We start from the raw sequence: 17615 nt of genomic DNA, 5'->3' as shown, positions 1-17615 counted from the left end.
TAATTTAATGTAACAGTTACATATAATAGGGGGGGTATAAATGGAAGAACTTTTATGTGCGGAAAATGTTGCAAGAATTATTACAAGGCTCAAACCTATTGAATTTAAGTATGAAGAGCAATATAAGAACTTTTTTGACGTGATAAACATTTATCTTACAACAAAAGATGAGGAACTTGCAAGATACATTCTTGATGAAGAATTTGAGGACTTATTTGAAATTTTTAAAAAAATTATTTGCAAAACGAAATTTTTTAATTTTATAAATCCGACAAAAAGAGTATTTTATAAAACATTTGATATTGGTAATAGAAAGGTAAGGATATACTTGAATACTCATTTTCATGTAAAACATAGAAATAAAGTCTTTTATTATTACATACTACCTGATATGAGAGAATGGAATGAAAAGACTTTAAAACATTTTCATAGGCTGGGGAATGATATATTAAATAGTAATCTTCCACCTGATCAATCAGAGTTTAGGATAGTAAATGTTATTAAAGGAAAGATTATTAAAGGTTGTAATGTGAGCTATAAGTATCATAGGGCGATTTCATCGGTTGTGTATGAATCTTTTTCTAATGTATGAAAAATAGAAAGTTGGTGAATTTTATGGAAAAAATAGGGATTGTAGTTGATTCTGGATGTGATGTGGGAAATGTTGATTATACCTTAAAAGTGGTTCCATTAAGAATATTTGTAAATGGAAAAGAATATAGCGATGGAGAAATTGATGAAGAATATTTGTTTGAGAACTTAGATGGAGAAGTAAAAACTTCACTTCCTAATCCAGAATCTATAAGACAAGCTATGCTTGATTTTATAAAAGAAGGATATAAAAAAATAATAACTTTTAACATTTCTAGCAATTTAAGTGGTACATTTAATCTTTTTAGATTGATTAGCCAAGAGCTAATGGAAAAATTTAATGATGTAAAAATAGTAAACATAGATACACTTAATATTTCTGTAGGTTCTAGCCTTATTGTGAGAAGATGCATTGAATACATAAAATCTGGTAGCTCATTTGATGAGGTTGTAGAAAAATCAAAAGAAGATATTGAAAAATCAAAAGTTTTTTATGTTATTCCAACTCTTAAATATCTTGCAAGAGGTGGGCGAATAGGTAAAGTAAGAGCAATGCTTGGAGAGTTTTTAAAAATGAAGCCAGTTATATCTGTAAATAAAGAAGGAGAATATTATACGGTTACAAAGGCTCATGGTTTCAAAAAGTCTATTAATGCAATGTACGAAGAATTTTTAAAATTTGTTTCAAACAAAAAATTTATTTCGATAGTTGCTACAACTGGTAATAGTGAAAGTGTAAGGCGAGTAAAAGAAAGTTTACTTGAAAAAATTAAAAACATCGAAAATTGTGTTAGAGCTTTTGAATCTGACGTTTCAACAGTGCTTTCAGCTCATACGGGGCCTGATTTGGTTGGGATTGCAGCTTTAATACTAGATTAAAAAAGGTGCCCTTCTTGGGGCACCTTTTTTCATTATTTGTTTACTTTTTCTTTTAATTCTTTTCCAGGTTTGAATTTTGGAACTTTTCTTGCAGGGATTTTAATTTTTTCTCTTGTTCTTGGGTTGACACCTGTTCTTTCTTCTGCTTTTCTTACTTCAAATGTTCCAAATCCGATAAGTTGAACTTTTTCACCTTTTGCTAATGCATCAGAAATTGATTCGAATACTGCATCAACAACTGCTTTGATGTCTTTTTTCTTTAATTCAGGAATCTTTTCAGCGATCATGTTAACAAGTTCCTTTTTACTCATACCTTTTCCCTCCTCTTGGTTAATGATGATAAGTACGATAATAATATATCATTTTTGATGTATCAATTGCAAATAGTTTATTTATAAGGCTTTGTGAAACATTATAGCAAAAAAATGAAAAATAACACGAAATAATCATTTTTTGTAGTTCTTTCTGTAAAAATCGTCAATAATCTTTGAAATATCGAATTTTGTCTTGTTCTCGGAAGAAATTACTAAATCTGCCTTTTGTGAAAATATAGAATGCATCTCTTCAAAGACGTTATCAAGTTCTTTATCACTGTATTTTTTATTTACCTTTTTTAATCTTTTAACAAATTTTTCTTTTGGAATTTTAATGTATATTATTTTTCCGTTAAAAAGACCAAGGTTTGAAATAGTTCCAAGAGTAACTACAATTTTCTCTTCAAATTTTTTAAAACGTTTTAAAAATTTTCCTTCGAATGATTTTATTGTTTGAAAGCCATTGTTTTTAATTACATCGTTGAAAGATTTTCCTGTTTCTATTTTTAATATTTCATCAAAGTCAACTACATCATATCCAAAATCTTCTTTTAAAATTCTTCCCACAGCCGATTTGCCGCTTCCTGGGAGTCCAACTATATACAAAGGCAATTAAATCCCCCCTAATCAGATAATATTTTAATAAAAACTTTTCTCCTCCTTGGACCATCAAACTCGCAGAAGTATACCCCTTGCCATGTTCCAAGAACTAATTTTCCATTTTCTATTATTAAAGTTATACTTGGAGATACAAGTGTAGATTTTATATGAGAATCAGAGTTTCCTTCAATATGGGTATAATCCCAGTTTGCAGGTATAACTTTATTTAAAGTTTTAACTATGTCGCTTTTCACTGAAGGATCAGCATTTTCATTTATGGTAACAGCTGCAGTTGTATGTGGAACAAACACCACACAAATGCCTGATTTAACACCAGATTTACTTATCGTTTCTTCTATTTTTTGAGTTATGTCTATAAATTCATTTCTTGTTTTTGTAGGAACTTCGAAGCTGTAAAGCATCTTTATTCCCCCCTTTTCAAAGCCTATTATATCATAAAAACTGTTTTACTTGCAATTTTACTTGATTTTTATAATTTTTTTTATTATAATATAAATGCAAATGATTTGCATTTGCAATTAATTGGAGGGAAAAGAAGTGCTGACAAAATGGAGAAAAATGGTTTTAGATGTTATAAATTCAAGTGAGAAACCGCTCAATGCTGAAGATATTTATAGGTTGAATAATTTCAAACCTAATTTGTCAACCGTATATAGAGCTTTAAATTATCTTGAGAAAAAAAGCTATATTTCTTCTGTATCCTTTGATGGAGGAACAAAGTATTATTTTTCAAAAGATAAGCATTTTCATTTTTTATATTGCACAAATTGTGGGAAGATAGAAGTTTTTAAAGAGTGTATGGCAAGTGAACTTGAAAAGAAAATTAAGAATAAATTTGGTTATCTTATAACAGATCACGTATTTTATTTTAAAGGTTTGTGTAAAAAATGTAGGAAGGAGGTAAAAGGCCATGAAAAATAAGATATTACTTACGGTCTTTTTTATTTTGATTTCATCGCTTTCATTTTCTTTGATAGTTACAACTATCAATCCATACTATTTGATTGTTAAGCAAATTGTAGGTGAAAAAGATGAGGTACATTTGTTACTTGGTCCTAATGTAAATCCCCATACTTATTCATTAAGAGTAAGTGATGTAAAAATCCTTTCAAAAGCAAATATTATTTTTGCAAATGGTGGGATAGAACCAGATTTAAGCAAGTTTGATGTTGTATATTTGAGAGATTATATTCCTTCTTTGTTTGTTGAATACAACAACCCACATTTTTGGCTTGATCCTTACTTTGTCAAGTATTATATAATTCCAACAATTGTTGAAAAATTAAGTGAAGTTTATCCTCAGTACAAGAGTGATTTTGAGGCAAATGCAAAAATTCTTTTGGGTGAAATTGATGAATTTTTGAGAGAGTATAAGGCGTTAAATTTAAGTGGAACTGTACTTGTCCATCATCCAAGTTTTTACTACTTTTTTAAAGAGTTAAATTTAAAAGTCAAGTGGGTTGAACAGGGGTACAATGTTTCAGTTGGAATGAAGAAGTTAATAGAAACTATAAAATCTGAAAACATTATTGCAATATTCTCTGAAATTCAGCAATCAAAAGATGAAATAAAAATTATCTCAAAACAACTGAACAAAAAATATTACACTTTAGATCCTCTTGGAGTGAATGCTAAAAAGTTCATAGATATTTACTATCAAAATTTTGAAGAGATAAGGAAGGCGTTGAATAATGGCAAATGATATAGCTGTAGTGGTTAGAGATTTAAACTATCTAATAGGGGAAAAATATATTCTAAAAAATATCAACTTTTCGATTAAAAAAGGCGACTTTGTCGGAATTGTAGGCCCTAATGGTGCAGGTAAATCTACGCTGATAAAGATTCTAATCGGTGAAATAGATAATTATACGGGAGAAGTTATGATAAAAGGAAAAATAGGATACCTTCCTCAATTTCAAACGTTTAATAGGGAGGTGCCTATTAACGCTTATCAATTTGTAAAAATGGGAAGCTACAAAAATAAGAAAAATGTAAAACTTATTGAAAAGCTAATTGAAGAAGTAGGGCTTTCAGGAAAAGAAAAGCAACTTGTAGGGACAATGTCAGGTGGAGAGATTCAAAGACTTTCACTTGCAAGAGCGTTGATTTCTGAACCAGATATTTTGATTTTAGATGAACCAGAAGCTGGTGTCGATCAAATGGGTAAAGCAAGATTTTATGAGCTTTTAGAAGAATTTCAAAAACGACTTAATTTAACGATTATAATGGTTTCTCACGATATAGGTATGGTTTTTGAAAAGTGTACAACAGTAATGTGTTTAAATAAAACCCTTCATTGTCATGGGCCAACAGAAAAAATAAAACCAGATGAATTAAAATTACTATTTCCTGATTTTGATTTGTGGATAAGATCAAAAAACCATTATGAAAGGGAGCATGAACATGGAGATATTTGAATTTGACTTTTTAAGAATAGCATTTTTAGCCACGATTTTAGCATCAATATCTTCAGCGCTCATATCGCCAATAGTTGTCTACAAGAGGATGGAGTTTATTGGCGATGGTACTGCACATGCGGCTTTTGCAGGCCTTGCATTTGGGCTTTTGTTTGGAATTAACTATAGGCTTATGGCAGTTTTAACCGCAATAGTATTTTCAGTTATAATAAGCTATTTTACTAATAAAAGTAAGATTCATGAAAATAGTGCTATAGGAATGTTGCTTCCCGTATTTATGTCTGTTGGTGTTATTTTACTTTCAAAGAGTTCTACATACGTTCAGGACATAACAAGTTATTTGTTTGGAGACATATTGCTGGTTAATATATCTGATTTTTATTTTCTAATGTTTATAATAACATTAATAGTTGTTTTTTTAGCTATTTACAGAGAAGAAATACTGTACTTTCTTGCAGATGAAAAGATGGCTTCTTTTTATGGAGTAAAAACTTCTTTACTTCGAGCATTGCTTTTGGGTGTGATTTCTGTAATGGTAGTAGGTATAGTAAAGATTTCCGGAGTTATTTTACTTGGAGCACTTTTAATAATTCCGGGGCTTGTTTCAAAAAGTTTTGCAAAATCGTATAAGAGTGTGTTTTTTATTTCGGTTGTTTATAATGTAATCGTATCTATTATAGGATTTTACATTGCATATATTCTTGATATTTCGCCAGGTCCTTCAATTGTTTTAACATCTTTTATAGTTTTTGTTTTTTTACTCTTTTTCAAAAAAAGTAATATCTAGTCAACAATCTTATTATTGACATCAAAAATAAATTATGATATTATATTAGACGCGGCGGCGTAGCTCAGTGGCTAGAGCAACTGATTCATAATCAGTGAGTCATGGGTTCGAGTCCCATCGCCGCCACCAAAATAGAAAAATTAAGTGAATGGAGCCAATAAGGCTCCATTTTTTTATAATGTTGAATATTCAATACTTTTTCTTGGTGAGTATAAATGAATAAATTTTTAGAGAATTTTTCTTTTTCGGAATATGAATTTGGTCTAGTAACTTTTGGTATTAACAGTGATTAAATATATAATTGTGTGTGAAAGTTTTTTACTTATAACATTTGAAAATAACGCCTACCTTTACGGAGCTTTATACGCGACAATAGAACATTTCTTTATTCCAGAGGTTATAGAAAGTATAAGATAGTAAAATTTCCAGGTTTCCCTGGGAATTTTTTGTTAGTTAGATTTGATGTGATTTTTTTAGCTTTATACTATTTAAAGCCCTCAAATAATGATATTGCTTTTTAATCTTAATCGTGAAAAATTTCATTATTTTTGATTTGATGTTAAAATATTACTGGATAAATGTTAAAAAAATCACAAATAAAAAAGGGGGAACTTGCGTTGGAATTTCAACTTACGAAACTTCAAAAGTGGATTAAAAAAGCGGCAAGAGAGATAACTGAAAAAGAATTTAAGAATCTTGCAGCAAAGGTTGATGAGGAAGGTTATTTTCCAATTGAAAATGTTGAAAAGTTAAGAGAATACGGTTTTTTAGGAATGAATATTCCAAAAGAATACGGTGGAGCGGGAGCTGATGATTTATCTTATGTTATAGCAGTTGAAGAGATCTCAAGATATTGTGCAACTACAGGAGTTATTCTCTCAGCTCATAATTCTTTGGCTTGTTGGCCAATATACTACTATGGAACTGATTATCAAAAAGAAAAATTTTTGAGACATCTTGCAACTGGGGAAAAACTTGGTGCATTTGCATTGACTGAACCAAATGCTGGAAGTGATGCTGCAAATCAATCAACATATGCAGTTAAAGATGGAAATAATTGGGTTATAAATGGTACAAAGATATTTATAACAAACGGTGGGGTTGCAGATATTTATATAATTTTTGCCTCCACTAATAAGGAATTAGGAGCAAAAGGTATTAGTGCATTTATAGTTGAAAGAGATACGCCTGGATTTAGCATAGGAAAGATTGAAGAAAAGATGGGAATTAGAGGTTCTGCAACGGCAGAACTAATTTTTGATAATGTGGTACTCCCTGAAGAAAATATGCTTGGCAGAGAAGGGCAGGGATTTAAAATTGCTTTAAAAACTTTGGATGGTGGACGTATAGGTATAGCAGCCCAAGCTCTTGGAATTGCACAAGGTGCTTTTGATGAAACTGTAAGATATATTAAACAAAGAGAGCAATTTGGAAGGCCGATTGCAAAGTTTCAATCGGTCCAATTCATGGTTGCAGAAATGAAAACAAAGATTGAGGCAGCAAGATGCCTTGTTTATAATGCTGCTTTAAAGAAGATAAAATCTTCAGATTATTCTTTGGAAGCTGCGATGGCAAAGTATTATGCTTCAGATGTTGCAATGGAGGTTACAAGAATGGCTGTCCAATTGCATGGAGGTTACGGCTATACAAAGGAATATCCAGTTGAAAGAATGATGAGAGATGCAAAAATAACGGAAATATATGAAGGTACCACAGAGGTTCAAAAGATAGTAATATCATCAAACATACTAAGGTAAGGGGGAAACAATATGGACATTGTGGTTTGCATAAAGCAAGTGCCAGATACTACAGAGTTAAAGATAGATCCAATAACCGGAACACTTATTAGAAAAGGTGTGCCTTCCATTATGAACTATGATGATAAAGCTGCTCTTGAAGAAGCTTTGAAGTTAAAAGATCAAATAGGAGCTAAAGTTACTGCTATTTCTATGGGACCAGAACAAGCAAAAGAAGTACTTGAAGAAGCTTTAGCTATGGGAGCAGATGATGCGATTTTGATTAGTGATAAGGTCTTTAGCGGTTCTGATACGTGGGCCACTTCTAATGTTTTGAGTGAAGCAATTAAGAAAATTGGATTTGACGTTATATTTACCGGAAGACAAGCCATAGATGGAGATACTGCTCAAGTTGGGCCTCAAATTGCACAAAAACTTGGTATACCTCAGGTAACGTATGTAAGAAAGCTTACATATAAAGGCGGAAAATTTTTAATTGAAAGAGAAATGGATGATTATATTGAAATTGTGGAAGCAAAAACTCCTGTTTTATTTTCTGTTGTTAAAGAAGCTAATAATCCAAGGTATCTGGATGTAAGAAGGTTAGTTGATATTTGCAAAAGAGATCCAATACAGGTATGGAATAACAATGATTTAAAAATTGATGAAAGCATAATTGGATTGAAAGGTTCACCTACAAAAGTAAAGAAAACATTTACTCCAGTTTTTGAAAAAGAAACTAAAATAATTGAAGGAAGTACAGATGAAAAAGTTCAAACTCTCATTAAAGAACTTAAGGAAAAGCATTTAATATAAGGAGGAAAATAAAAATGAAAGAAATATGGGTTTATATAGAAACATTTAATAAAAAGGTGAAAAAAGTTAGTCTTGAACTTTTGACAAAAGCAAATGAACTTTCACAAAAATTGGGTGCGAAGGTAGTAGCAGTTTACATTGATAAACACGACTTAGATGATACTATTTCAAAGTATGGAGCAGATAAAATAATTCATTTATATAGTAAAGATTTGCAAATTTACAATAGCCAAATATATACAGATGCTTTGTATAATTTGATAAAAGATAACAGACCTCATATATTATTAATTGGTGCAACATCAATTGGTAGAGATTTAGCTCCAAGGCTTGCAGCAAAGTTAAATACCGGTCTTACTGCAGATTGCACACAGCTTGATTTAGATGAAGATGGTTTATTACTTCAAACAAGGCCTGCCTTTGGTGGTAATATAATGGCAACTATTATTTGTCCTGAACATATTCCTCAGATGGCAACTGTAAGACCAGGTATTTTTGAGGCAAAAAAATTAGAAAAGATTCCAGAAATAGAAAAAATTGAATTTGAACTTGAAAAAGATTGTATAACAAAAACTTTGGAAATTATGGAAAAAAACTCTCTTTTAAAATATATTACCGAAAGTAATGTTATAGTTGCAGGAGGAAGAGGACTTTCAAAGAAGGAAGGATTCGATCTTTTAAGAGACCTTGCAAAAGAATTAAATGGTACAATTGCAGCTTCACGTGCAGCAGTTGAGGCAGGTTGGGCACCTCAAGAAATTCAAGTCGGTCAAACTGGAAAAACAGTAAAACCGAAAATTTATATAGCTTGTGGTATTTCAGGTGCAATACAGCATATTGCAGGAATGAAAGATTCAAAATGTATAATAGCTATTAATAAAGATAAAAATGCACCTATATTTAAAATAGCAGATTATGCAATAATTGGTGATGTATACGAAATAGTTCCAAAGTTGATTGAAAAATTAAGAACATTAAAACAATAAATTTTGAAGTAGTTAGAAAAGTGTGTATAATATAAATGGAGTTGTTTGCCTCTTCCATGTGAAGAGGCTCTTTTTTTATCTTTGGAGGTGGATTTTTGTGGAAACAAAGGGTGTTAAATTACTTCAAGGTGATCCAAAAAGAGCAATAGTAAAACTTTCTATTCCTATGATATTTGCAATGTTAGTTCAAACTATGTATAACTTGGTTGATGGTATATGGGTTGCTGGACTTGGGCCTGCGGCACTTGCAGCTATAGGTGCATTTTTTCCGATATTTATGATAATAATTTCTCTTGCGTCTGGGCTTGGCGTTGGTGCAAGTTCAGTTATAGCAAGAAAAATTGGAGAAAAAAATAAACATGAGGCTGATAAAGCTGCTGTAAATTCCCTGGCAATAGCTGTTATCTTTGGGGTTACCTTTATGATTATATCTTTAACTGTTATTAAACCTGTTTTAGAAATATTGGGAACAAGTAAAGCAGTTTTGGGTGAAACTCTAAAATATGCTTATATAATTATATTTTCCATTCCACTTTTAATGTTTAATAACGTTTCAAATGGAATTCTGCGTGGAGAAGGTGACGCAAAAAAAGCAATGTATGCAATTTCGATTGGATCGATACTTAATATCTTTTTGGACCCACTTTTTATTTATACATTTAAACTTGGAATAAAAGGTGCGGCTTATGCAACAGTCTTTTCTATACTTGTTTCTGCTATCTTAATTGTTTTTTGGTTGTTTATAAAAAAAGATACATATGTTTCAATACATATCAAAGGAATGAAACTGGAAGCAAAGATAATAAATGATATATTAAGGGTTGGAATTCCTTCTTCTATAGCCCAGATTGCAATGTCTGTTGCAATGTTTGTATTGAACATTTTTGCAGTTAAAGCGGGAAAAGATTTGGGAATAGCTGTCTTTACTAGCGCCTGGAGGATTATAAACTTTGGGACAGTACCGTTGATTGGGTTAGCAACTGCCGTTACTTCAGTAACTGGTGCAGCATTTGGGCAAAGAAATGCTGAAAAATTAAAGACGGCTTATTTGTATGCTATTAGATTTGGAGAAATAATCTCGCTGGTTGTTATGAGCTCTATTTTAATTTTTGCAAATTACATTGCAAAGGCTTTTGCGTATTCGGAAAATGGTGCACAAATTTACAATGAACTTGTAAATGCACTTAGAATTTTATCATTATTTTTGCCTGGAGTACCATTTGGAATGTTTACTTCCTCCATGTTTCAAGGAACAGGTTATGGAATAAGGAGTATGATTGTTTCAATAAATAGAACAATAATCATGCAAGTTTTATTTTCTTATTTGTATATTTTTGTATTTAATATTGGCATAAATGGAGTTTGGTGGGGGATTGTAACAGGGAATGCAATTTCCGCAGCTATTACATTTACATGGGGGATTTTTACAGTTAGAAATATAAAAAGAAAGTTTTGACAAAAGATAGGAGGAAAAATAATGGAAATTACAATAAGAATTGATGAATTAAATAACAAGTTAAAATCTAAGTTTTTTATTGTTATACTGTCTAATGAAGAAAATTTAAAAAAATGCATTGAAAATAACATTGCAGGTTTTCCTGAGACCGATAATGGTATATGGGCTTATTTGGATATAAATGAAGGCGATTATGTTTCTTTTTATTATAACGGAAGAATTTTCAATTTGTACAAAGTAGAAAAAAAGCTTATTCCTGAGTATTATAAAAAATCAAATAATTCTATAGGAAACGAAAGATATGATCCAGTACCACTGAATAACGGCGATAAATGGAGAGCGATAAGCACCAAAAAAGGTAATATTTATTTTCCATATAGGTTATCTTTGAAGCTATTGGAAAAGACAGATTTTTTGACATCACTTGTTTTTAAATCTGGTTTTGAAAGATTTGGTATAAATTTGATACCAAGAGTTAGTTTAAAAAAATCTCATTTTCAGCTATCTTTAAGTGATATTAATAAAATTTTTGGAATAAAGAATTTAGGTGTAAACTTGAGTAGTTTTACATTGAAGGATTTTGTTGAAGTATTTTCAAAGAATAAGGATATTAATAAAGAAAAATTTTCAGTTGAAAATATTGTTGACAAAGAAATATTTCTTCAAACATTAATAAAGCGTATTCTTGAAGCATCGATTTATAAATATAAAGAAGTTATATTTGACAAAATTAGCTTTGACAAGGATAGTTTTGAATTTTTTTCGGAGCAAACTGTTTATGGTGGAGAAGCGGATATAGTAATAGCAAATAATTCAGAAAATATTGCCTTTGTAGAAGTAAAAAATGGAATAATTTTAAAGAAGGACGGAGAATTTACTAGGATTGGTAGCGAAGCTTACAATCAAGTAAAATCGTACCAAGATATTATAAATCTAAACAAAAAAATAAGAAAAATTATTGCAGGAAAGAAAGATTTTGGATCAAGAGATGTTTTGTTAAAAATATTCGAAAAAAAGCCTGAAAATATTATAGTTATTGAGGTTAATTCAAGATTTGAAATTTTATCACTTTAAGATAAAAATTAAAAAGAAAAGAGAAGTAACAAAAATAAAACGGGGCTCAAATGCCCCGCTTGATCACACTAAATGGCTCCGGCGGAGGGACTCGAACCCCCAACCTAGTGGTTAACAGCCACCCGCTCTGCCTATTGAGCTACGCCGGAATCCATCGTTATCATTTTATATTATACCATATTTCCTGTTTTTTGTCAATAATCACTTTTTATGGGATATATTTCTTATAACACTAATAAAAATATATCACAAGTTGTAAAAATGTCAACTTTCAATTTCCTTTTTTAATATTTTTAAGCAACACAAATTTAAACTTTTTACTCTTTACAAAATTTTATTTTAGATTTAAAATCAAGATATAGGAGGGGGATACATGAAAGACAAAAGACTTTTAAGAATAAAATCATTATCATTTCTTTATTATATATTCCCGGTAAGGGAGCTTTGATTGTGCAAAAATGAGGAGCTTTATGCTCCTCATTTTCATTTTAAATGTGGAGGGGTGTTATGTGCGGAATAGCAGGGGTTTGGAACGTTGAAAAATCTTATAACGTTTTACATGATTTATTGCTTGGATTACAACACAGAGGACAAGAAAGTGTTGGAATAGTTCTTGAAGATTTTAAAATGATAAAAAGTAAAGGACTAGTTTCTCAAGTTCTGAGTGAATCAAACTTTTTGCCTGGAAACTGTGGTATAGGTCATGTTAGGTATTCTACATACGGTTCCAACACAGAGATTCAACCACTTATAGGTATTACATCAAAAGGAAAATTTGCAATAGCACACAATGGGAACATTCCAGATGCAGAATCTAGAATTAACTCACTTGTAGAAAAAGGTTCTGTCTTTAATTCGACTCTTGATACTGAAATTTTCCTCCATTATATTTCTCTTGCCCCTTACTCTGATGCAATACTATCAATTCAATGGGCATTTTCAAGAATTCCTTCGGCTTATTCTGTTGTTATACTTGGAAAAGACAAGTTAATAGCAGCAAGAGATAGGTTTGGATTTAGACCTCTTTTTTATGGAAGGTACAAAAACGGTTATGTTATAGCATCAGAAGATTCAGTTCTTTATTCAATAGGTGCAAATCAAATTGTTGAGGTTTTACCTGGAGAAATAGTAATTTTTTCTGATAGTGGAATTGAAAAGGTAAAGTATGCAAACACGGACGTTAAATTTTGCTCCTTCGAATATATTTATTTTTCAAGGCCAGATAGTAACTTTTTGTATGGAAATGTACACAGGGCAAGATATAGAATGGGAGAAATTTTATTTGAAGAAAGTAATATGGCAGGAGATATAGTTATTCCAATTTTAGATTCAGGATTTTCGGGAGCACTTGGTTTTTCGGCAGCATCAAAGATTCCGATAGAGCTTGGTCTTATGAGAAATAGGTATCTTGGAAGAAGCTTTATTATGCCTGAAAATCGTGAAGAGATAATAAGAAGAAAGCTTGTTCCAATACCAGAAGTCATAAAGGATAAAGAAGTTATAATAATTGATGATTCTATTGTTCGCGGAACAACGATGAAGCAGATAGTTAAGATGTTAAAAGAAAATGGTGCAAGAAAAGTAAAAGTTGGAATACATTCACCACCTGTTATTGGACCATGCCCTTATGGTATTGATACTTCAAGAAAAAATGAACTTATAGCAAATCAAAAGAGCATAGGTGAAATTTTAAATGAAATTAATGCTGACGAACTTCATTATTTATCTGTTGAAGGGTTAAAAAAAGCAATTGGGGGAGATAATTTATGCCTGGGATGTCTCAATCTAAATTACCCCGTATAGTTGTGCTTGCATCAGGAAATGGTTCAAACTTTGAAGCAATTGTGAAAGCACAAAGAGAGGGAAAATTAAGAGCAGAGATTTTGATGTTAATAGTAAACAAAGAATGTTTTGCAATTGAGAGAGCAAAAAGATTGGGAATTTCCTATAGGAAACTTTCAAAGGATTGGAAGGAAAAATTATTTGAGCTTTTAGAAAAATTAAATCCGGATTTAGTTGTTCTTGCAGGATTTATGAAAATTTTACCTCCAAATATAGTAAATAAATGGAAGATAGTTAACATACATCCATCGCTTTTACCTGCTTTTAAGGGAAAAGATGCGATAAAGCAGGCATATGAATATGGAGTTAAAGTTACTGGAATTACAATACATTATGTAGATGAAGGAGTTGATACAGGTCCAATAATATTTCAGCATGCAATTAATATAGATGGAATGTCTTTGGAAAAGGTTGAAGAAGAAATACATAAAATAGAGCATAAATATTATCCTATCATTATTGATAAAATTTTGAATGATTAATTTGTTGAAAGGAGTGAGTGGGGGTGTATCTGGAAAAGTTTGATTTGGATTTAAGGTATGGGGAAAATTCACATGAAAAAGCGGAAGTTTTTGGGAAACCTGCGTTTGGGATTTTACATGAAGGAAAACAACTTTCTTACAACAACATATTAGATGCAGAAGCAGCCTATGTAATAGCAAATAATCTTAAAAAACTAAAAGGTTATGCAAGCGTAGTAGTAAAACACCAAACTCCATGTGGAGCATCTATAAAGAATGATAAGATTGAATCGATTCTTTCTGCAATAGCAGCAGATGAAGAATCAAGCTTTGGAGGAATATTAGCCGTTAACTTTGAATTTGATGAAGAATGTGCAATGGCAATTAAGAAAAAATATCTTGAAGTTGTCGTTGCAGAAAGTTTTACTCAAAAAGCAATTGAACTTCTTTCAAAGAAGAAGGTTAGAATTTTAAAGATAAATGATTATGAACCAAAGGTAGGAAAACCTGCATTTGGAGCATTTTTAGTTGGCGAGAGAAAGCTTCCAGATTTAAAATTTACCCACGTTGCAGGTCCGCAATTGGATGTTGAAGAATTAAACGAATTATTATTTGCTTTTATTGTAGTTGAAGGTGTAAAGTCAAATGCGATTTTAATTTCTAAAGATTTAACTACGGTAGGTATAGGAACCGGTCAACCTTCCAGAAAAAGAGCTGCATGGATAGCAACAGAGCTAGCGGGCGAAAAAGCAAAAAATGCATATGCTGCCTCTGATGCTTTCTTTCCTTTCCCAGATGGTCTTGAAATTCTTGCAAAAGCTGGGGTAAAAGCAGTTGTTTCACCAATGGGATCGATTAGAGATGAGGAAGTAATTAATGCGGCTGAAAAAATGGGCTTGTCATTTTATAAGGCAGAAGGAAGAGTTTTTAGACATTGAGGTGATAATATGAAGGTTTGTATAGTAGGCTCGGGTGGTAGAGAACATGCAATAGGATATGCTTTTGAAAAAGCTGGCTTTGAAGTTTTTTATACGCCAGGTAATGGATTAACTGAAAATAATATAGATTTTGAAAGCCTTAAAGATTTTGATGGATTAATAATTCCTGGATCAGAAGAATACCTTGCAAATGGAATTGCTGAAAAGTATGCTAATGTTTTTGGACCTGATAGTAGAGCTTCAAAACTTGAAAGTTCAAAAATCTATGCAAAAAAATTTATGAGTATTTACAATTTAACTACTCCAAGGTTTGAAATAGCATCTAATGGAGAGGAACTTTTAGAAAAAATTGAAAAATTTTATCCACCATATGTTTTAAAAGCAGATGGTCTTGCAAAAGGGAAAGGTGTATTAATTGTTGAAAATAAAGATGAAGCAGTTGAGTTTGGAAATAAGTTAATAAGTGGAGAGCTGATTGCTGGAGTTTCTGGTCCAATAGTTATTGATGAATTTTTGCCAGGAAGAGAGCTTTCGGCTATGGCTGTTGTTAATGGTGATGGTTTTTCACTGTTTCCGTTTATACAAGATTATAAGAAGATTAATACTGGAAACACTGGTCCAAACACGGGTGGAATGGGAAGCTTTGGACCTATTGAAATTGATGATGAATTGAAAACAAAGATCGAAGAATTGTTTGCAAAAACACTTTATGGTTTAAAAAAGGAAGGGATTTTTTACAGGGGGTTTTTATACCTTGGATTAATGATATACGAAAAAACTCCATATATTCTGGAGTATAACGTAAGATTGGGTGATCCTGAAACTGAAGTTATTGTGGCAACAAATCCAGAAAATTTTGTTGAATGTGTGTTAAAAGCTTTTAATGAGGAAAAAATTCCTGAATTTAATCCCAAATACTTTGCTCTTGATGTTGTACTTGCAAGTAAAGGTTATCCAGGAAAATATGAAAAGGGAAAAGAGATAAGAAATCTCTTTCCACTTCAAGGCGAAGATTTTGTAATATTTGGTGCAGGAGTAAAAAAAGAAAACGATAAATATTATACAAATGGTGGAAGAGTTTTGCATTGTGTGGCTTTTTCTGAAAGCAAAGAAGAAGCGAAAAGGAAAGCGTATGAAATAGCAGAAAGAATCGATTTTGAAGGGAAAATATTTAGAAAAGATATTGGGGTGATTTATGCATGAAGTATACGTATAAACAGGCGGGGGTAGATGTAAAAAAAGGAGATGAGTTTGCAAAAATTATTAAAGAAAATATAGATATCCCAGAGTGGATTTTAAAAGAACCTACTGGATATGCAACTGTTTTACTTTTTACAACACCCCCAATTGCAGTCACTGCTGATGGTATAGGAACTAAGGTTTTACTTCATATTGAGCATGGAACATTTGAAGATGCCGCAAAAGATTTAATAGCTATGAATTATAATGATCTGATATGTGTTGGAGCAAAACCAGTAGCATTCCTAGATTATATAGGTACACACAAGATTGGTGAAATTGAAAAGAAATTTATTGATGCACTTATTAAAGAGCTAAAAAACTGTGATATGTATTTGATTGCAGGTGAAACAGCTGAGATGCCTGATATGTATCAAGAAAATCATTTTGATGTTGCAGGCTTTGCAATTGGCACGCTTTTAAAGAAATTTGAGCATTCTCATATAAAACCTGGTGATTATATTATGGCTTTAGATTCATCTGGCTTTCATTCAAATGGTTGGAGTCTTATTAGAAAAATAATTAATGAAGAAAAAATAAACATAAAAGATTTGCCTTTTGATATACTAAAAGGAACAAGAATTTATAAGGGAATTACACCTTATTTTGATAAAATAAAAGCAATGGCTCATGTTACAGGAGGAGGAATTACTAGGGCATTAAGAAGGTTGCTTGGAGATTTAGGCTACGAAATAAATATAGAAAAAAAGGAATTTATCGATTGGATTTTAAAATATGTAGAATTTGACGAGGCTATTAATACGTTTAACATGGGATATGGTTTATTATATGTTTCAGAAACTGATGAGCTTCCTGGAAAAGTAGTTGGACGAGTAAAGGAAGGTGAAAGAATAATAAAGTTTTAAATAATTACATTCAAAAAACATGGCTCAAAACGAGCCGTGTTTTTTTTATGTTGAATTATAAGAACATGTTTTTATGTTTTAACTTTTGAGAGTTGTTTCTTTCTTCTTTTGATCTATCCAAGATCTTCCGCATATTAAATTCCAATGAAATTATAAGAATTATCAAAAGAATTTTTAAATTCCTCACAGGTAGATTCTAAACTGGATGAAGTTGACGACCCAGCCGTTCCATTTAAAATAATTAGTTTTCATTCCTCATAGGTAGATTCTAAACTGTGGTTTCATGAAGATGTTGATATTGAATTAGAAATGTTTTCATTCCTTATAGGTAGATTCTAAACAACATTCGCAGAGTGTTCACACTACATGTATCAATGAATGAGTTTTCATTCCTCATAGGTAGATTCTAAACGAATGATAAATTCAGCTTATATGTTCAAAACCTATACGCGTTTTCATTCCTCATAGGTAGATTCTAAACACTGCCCGTCTATTACATCTGCAATAGGCAACTTGGTTTTCATTCCTCATAGGTAGATTCTAAACGTTATTAATGTTTATTACAATAGTTTCGATAAAAATAAATTGTTTT

Annotated in this window: 19 protein-coding genes, 2 tRNA genes and 1 CRISPR repeat array; of the genes, 17 read left to right on the top strand and 4 right to left on the bottom strand. The window is 31.3% G+C overall.

Features of this window, described 5'->3' with window-relative positions:
- Nucleotides 1-40: 40 nt before the first annotated feature.
- Together HNP65_RS05630 and HNP65_RS05625 are read left to right on the top strand one after the other, a co-directional pair.
- Nucleotides 41-592, top strand: coding sequence for a hypothetical protein (locus HNP65_RS05630; protein ID WP_184619320.1), 552 nt, complete (start codon nucleotides 41-43; stop codon nucleotides 590-592).
- A gap of 23 nt (nucleotides 593-615) precedes the next feature.
- Nucleotides 616-1470 carry a DegV family protein gene (locus HNP65_RS05625; RefSeq protein WP_184619319.1) on the top strand — a complete coding sequence of 285 codons (855 nt, stop codon included), beginning with the start codon at nucleotides 616-618 and terminating at the stop codon, nucleotides 1468-1470.
- Between the two features lie 32 nt (nucleotides 1471-1502).
- Here the strand turns inward: HNP65_RS05625 and HNP65_RS05620 are convergent, their stop codons facing one another.
- The 3 genes from HNP65_RS05620 to HNP65_RS05610 all read right to left on the bottom strand — a co-directional run bounded on the left by HNP65_RS05620 (nucleotide 1503) and on the right by HNP65_RS05610 (nucleotide 2806).
- Nucleotides 1503-1781 (bottom strand): HU family DNA-binding protein, encoded by a 279-nt coding sequence (locus tag HNP65_RS05620; RefSeq protein WP_004104645.1) that lies wholly within the window; start codon nucleotides 1779-1781, stop codon nucleotides 1503-1505.
- Nucleotides 1782-1916: 135 nt separating this feature from the next.
- A complete protein-coding gene (locus HNP65_RS05615) occupies nucleotides 1917-2396 on the bottom strand; it encodes a shikimate kinase (RefSeq protein WP_184619318.1) in 480 nt (159 codons plus the stop codon).
- A gap of 11 nt (nucleotides 2397-2407) precedes the next feature.
- Nucleotides 2408-2806, bottom strand: a complete 399-nt coding sequence (locus HNP65_RS05610; protein ID WP_184619317.1) for a secondary thiamine-phosphate synthase enzyme YjbQ — start codon at nucleotides 2804-2806, stop codon at nucleotides 2408-2410.
- A 136-nt stretch (nucleotides 2807-2942) separates the two neighbouring features.
- On the opposite strand from HNP65_RS05610, the gene HNP65_RS05605 reads away from it, so the two are divergent.
- From HNP65_RS05605 to HNP65_RS05560, 10 genes are all read left to right on the top strand, one after another.
- Nucleotides 2943-3326 (top strand): transcriptional repressor, encoded by a 384-nt coding sequence (locus HNP65_RS05605; RefSeq protein ID WP_184619316.1) that lies wholly within the window; start codon nucleotides 2943-2945, stop codon nucleotides 3324-3326.
- The gene (locus HNP65_RS05600; protein WP_184619315.1) at nucleotides 3316-4107 is read left to right on the top strand and encodes a metal ABC transporter substrate-binding protein; all 792 of its coding nucleotides are present in this window, start codon (nucleotides 3316-3318) and stop codon (nucleotides 4105-4107) included. The genes HNP65_RS05605 and HNP65_RS05600 overlap by 11 nt, the downstream gene beginning before the upstream one ends.
- On the top strand, nucleotides 4097-4822 hold the full coding sequence (locus HNP65_RS05595; RefSeq protein ID WP_184619314.1) for a metal ABC transporter ATP-binding protein: 726 nt from the start codon (nucleotides 4097-4099) through the stop codon (nucleotides 4820-4822). Before HNP65_RS05600 ends, HNP65_RS05595 begins: the two co-directional genes overlap by 11 nt.
- Nucleotides 4809-5609 carry a metal ABC transporter permease gene (locus HNP65_RS05590; protein ID WP_184619313.1) on the top strand — a complete coding sequence of 267 codons (801 nt, stop codon included), beginning with the start codon at nucleotides 4809-4811 and terminating at the stop codon, nucleotides 5607-5609. The genes HNP65_RS05595 and HNP65_RS05590 overlap by 14 nt, the downstream gene beginning before the upstream one ends.
- Before the next feature lie 53 nt (nucleotides 5610-5662).
- Nucleotides 5663-5738 (top strand) — tRNA-Met (locus HNP65_RS05585).
- 488 nt (nucleotides 5739-6226) lie between these two features.
- Complete coding sequence (locus tag HNP65_RS05580; protein ID WP_184619312.1) at nucleotides 6227-7366, top strand: acyl-CoA dehydrogenase; 1140 nt, start codon at nucleotides 6227-6229, stop codon at nucleotides 7364-7366.
- A gap of 12 nt (nucleotides 7367-7378) precedes the next feature.
- The gene (locus HNP65_RS05575) at nucleotides 7379-8161 is read left to right on the top strand and encodes an electron transfer flavoprotein subunit beta/FixA family protein (protein WP_184619311.1); all 783 of its coding nucleotides are present in this window, start codon (nucleotides 7379-7381) and stop codon (nucleotides 8159-8161) included.
- Between the two features lie 14 nt (nucleotides 8162-8175).
- The gene (locus HNP65_RS05570) at nucleotides 8176-9147 is read left to right on the top strand and encodes an electron transfer flavoprotein subunit alpha/FixB family protein (RefSeq protein WP_184619310.1); all 972 of its coding nucleotides are present in this window, start codon (nucleotides 8176-8178) and stop codon (nucleotides 9145-9147) included.
- Between the two features lie 97 nt (nucleotides 9148-9244).
- Complete coding sequence (locus HNP65_RS05565; RefSeq protein ID WP_184619309.1) at nucleotides 9245-10603, top strand: MATE family efflux transporter; 1359 nt, start codon at nucleotides 9245-9247, stop codon at nucleotides 10601-10603.
- A 21-nt stretch (nucleotides 10604-10624) separates the two neighbouring features.
- A complete protein-coding gene (locus HNP65_RS05560; RefSeq protein WP_184619308.1) occupies nucleotides 10625-11677 on the top strand; it encodes a hypothetical protein in 1053 nt (350 codons plus the stop codon).
- A 73-nt stretch (nucleotides 11678-11750) separates the two neighbouring features.
- On the opposite strand, the gene HNP65_RS05555 is transcribed toward HNP65_RS05560, so the two are convergent.
- A tRNA-Asn gene (locus HNP65_RS05555) sits at nucleotides 11751-11826 on the bottom strand.
- Nucleotides 11827-12184: 358 nt separating this feature from the next.
- On the opposite strand from HNP65_RS05555, the gene purF reads away from it, so the two are divergent.
- From purF to HNP65_RS05530, 5 genes are read left to right on the top strand one after another with little or no spacing between them, the layout of a single operon-like run.
- The gene (purF, locus tag HNP65_RS05550) at nucleotides 12185-13480 is read left to right on the top strand and encodes an amidophosphoribosyltransferase (RefSeq protein ID WP_184619307.1); all 1296 of its coding nucleotides are present in this window, start codon (nucleotides 12185-12187) and stop codon (nucleotides 13478-13480) included.
- Nucleotides 13444-14001: a phosphoribosylglycinamide formyltransferase gene (gene purN / locus HNP65_RS05545; RefSeq protein WP_184619306.1), complete on the top strand. Its 558-nt coding sequence runs from the start codon at nucleotides 13444-13446 to the stop codon at nucleotides 13999-14001. The genes purF and purN overlap by 37 nt, the downstream gene beginning before the upstream one ends.
- A gap of 23 nt (nucleotides 14002-14024) precedes the next feature.
- The gene (locus HNP65_RS05540) at nucleotides 14025-14918 is read left to right on the top strand and encodes a phosphoribosylaminoimidazolecarboxamide formyltransferase (RefSeq protein WP_184619305.1); all 894 of its coding nucleotides are present in this window, start codon (nucleotides 14025-14027) and stop codon (nucleotides 14916-14918) included.
- Nucleotides 14919-14927: 9 nt separating this feature from the next.
- A complete protein-coding gene (gene purD / locus HNP65_RS05535; protein WP_184619304.1) occupies nucleotides 14928-16121 on the top strand; it encodes a phosphoribosylamine--glycine ligase in 1194 nt (397 codons plus the stop codon).
- Nucleotides 16118-17023, top strand: a complete 906-nt coding sequence (locus HNP65_RS05530; protein WP_184619303.1) for a phosphoribosylformylglycinamidine cyclo-ligase — start codon at nucleotides 16118-16120, stop codon at nucleotides 17021-17023. Before purD ends, HNP65_RS05530 begins: the two co-directional genes overlap by 4 nt.
- Nucleotides 17024-17195: 172 nt before the next feature.
- Nucleotides 17196-17569: a CRISPR direct-repeat array (repeat unit 30 nt; unit sequence GTTTTCATTCCTCATAGGTAGATTCTAAAC).
- Nucleotides 17570-17615: the final 46 nt, after the last annotated feature.

The organism is Thermosipho japonicus (assembly GCF_014201655.1).
Taxonomy (GTDB): domain Bacteria; phylum Thermotogota; class Thermotogae; order Thermotogales; family Fervidobacteriaceae; genus Thermosipho; species Thermosipho japonicus.
This window is presented reverse-complemented; position numbering and strand designations above follow the sequence as displayed.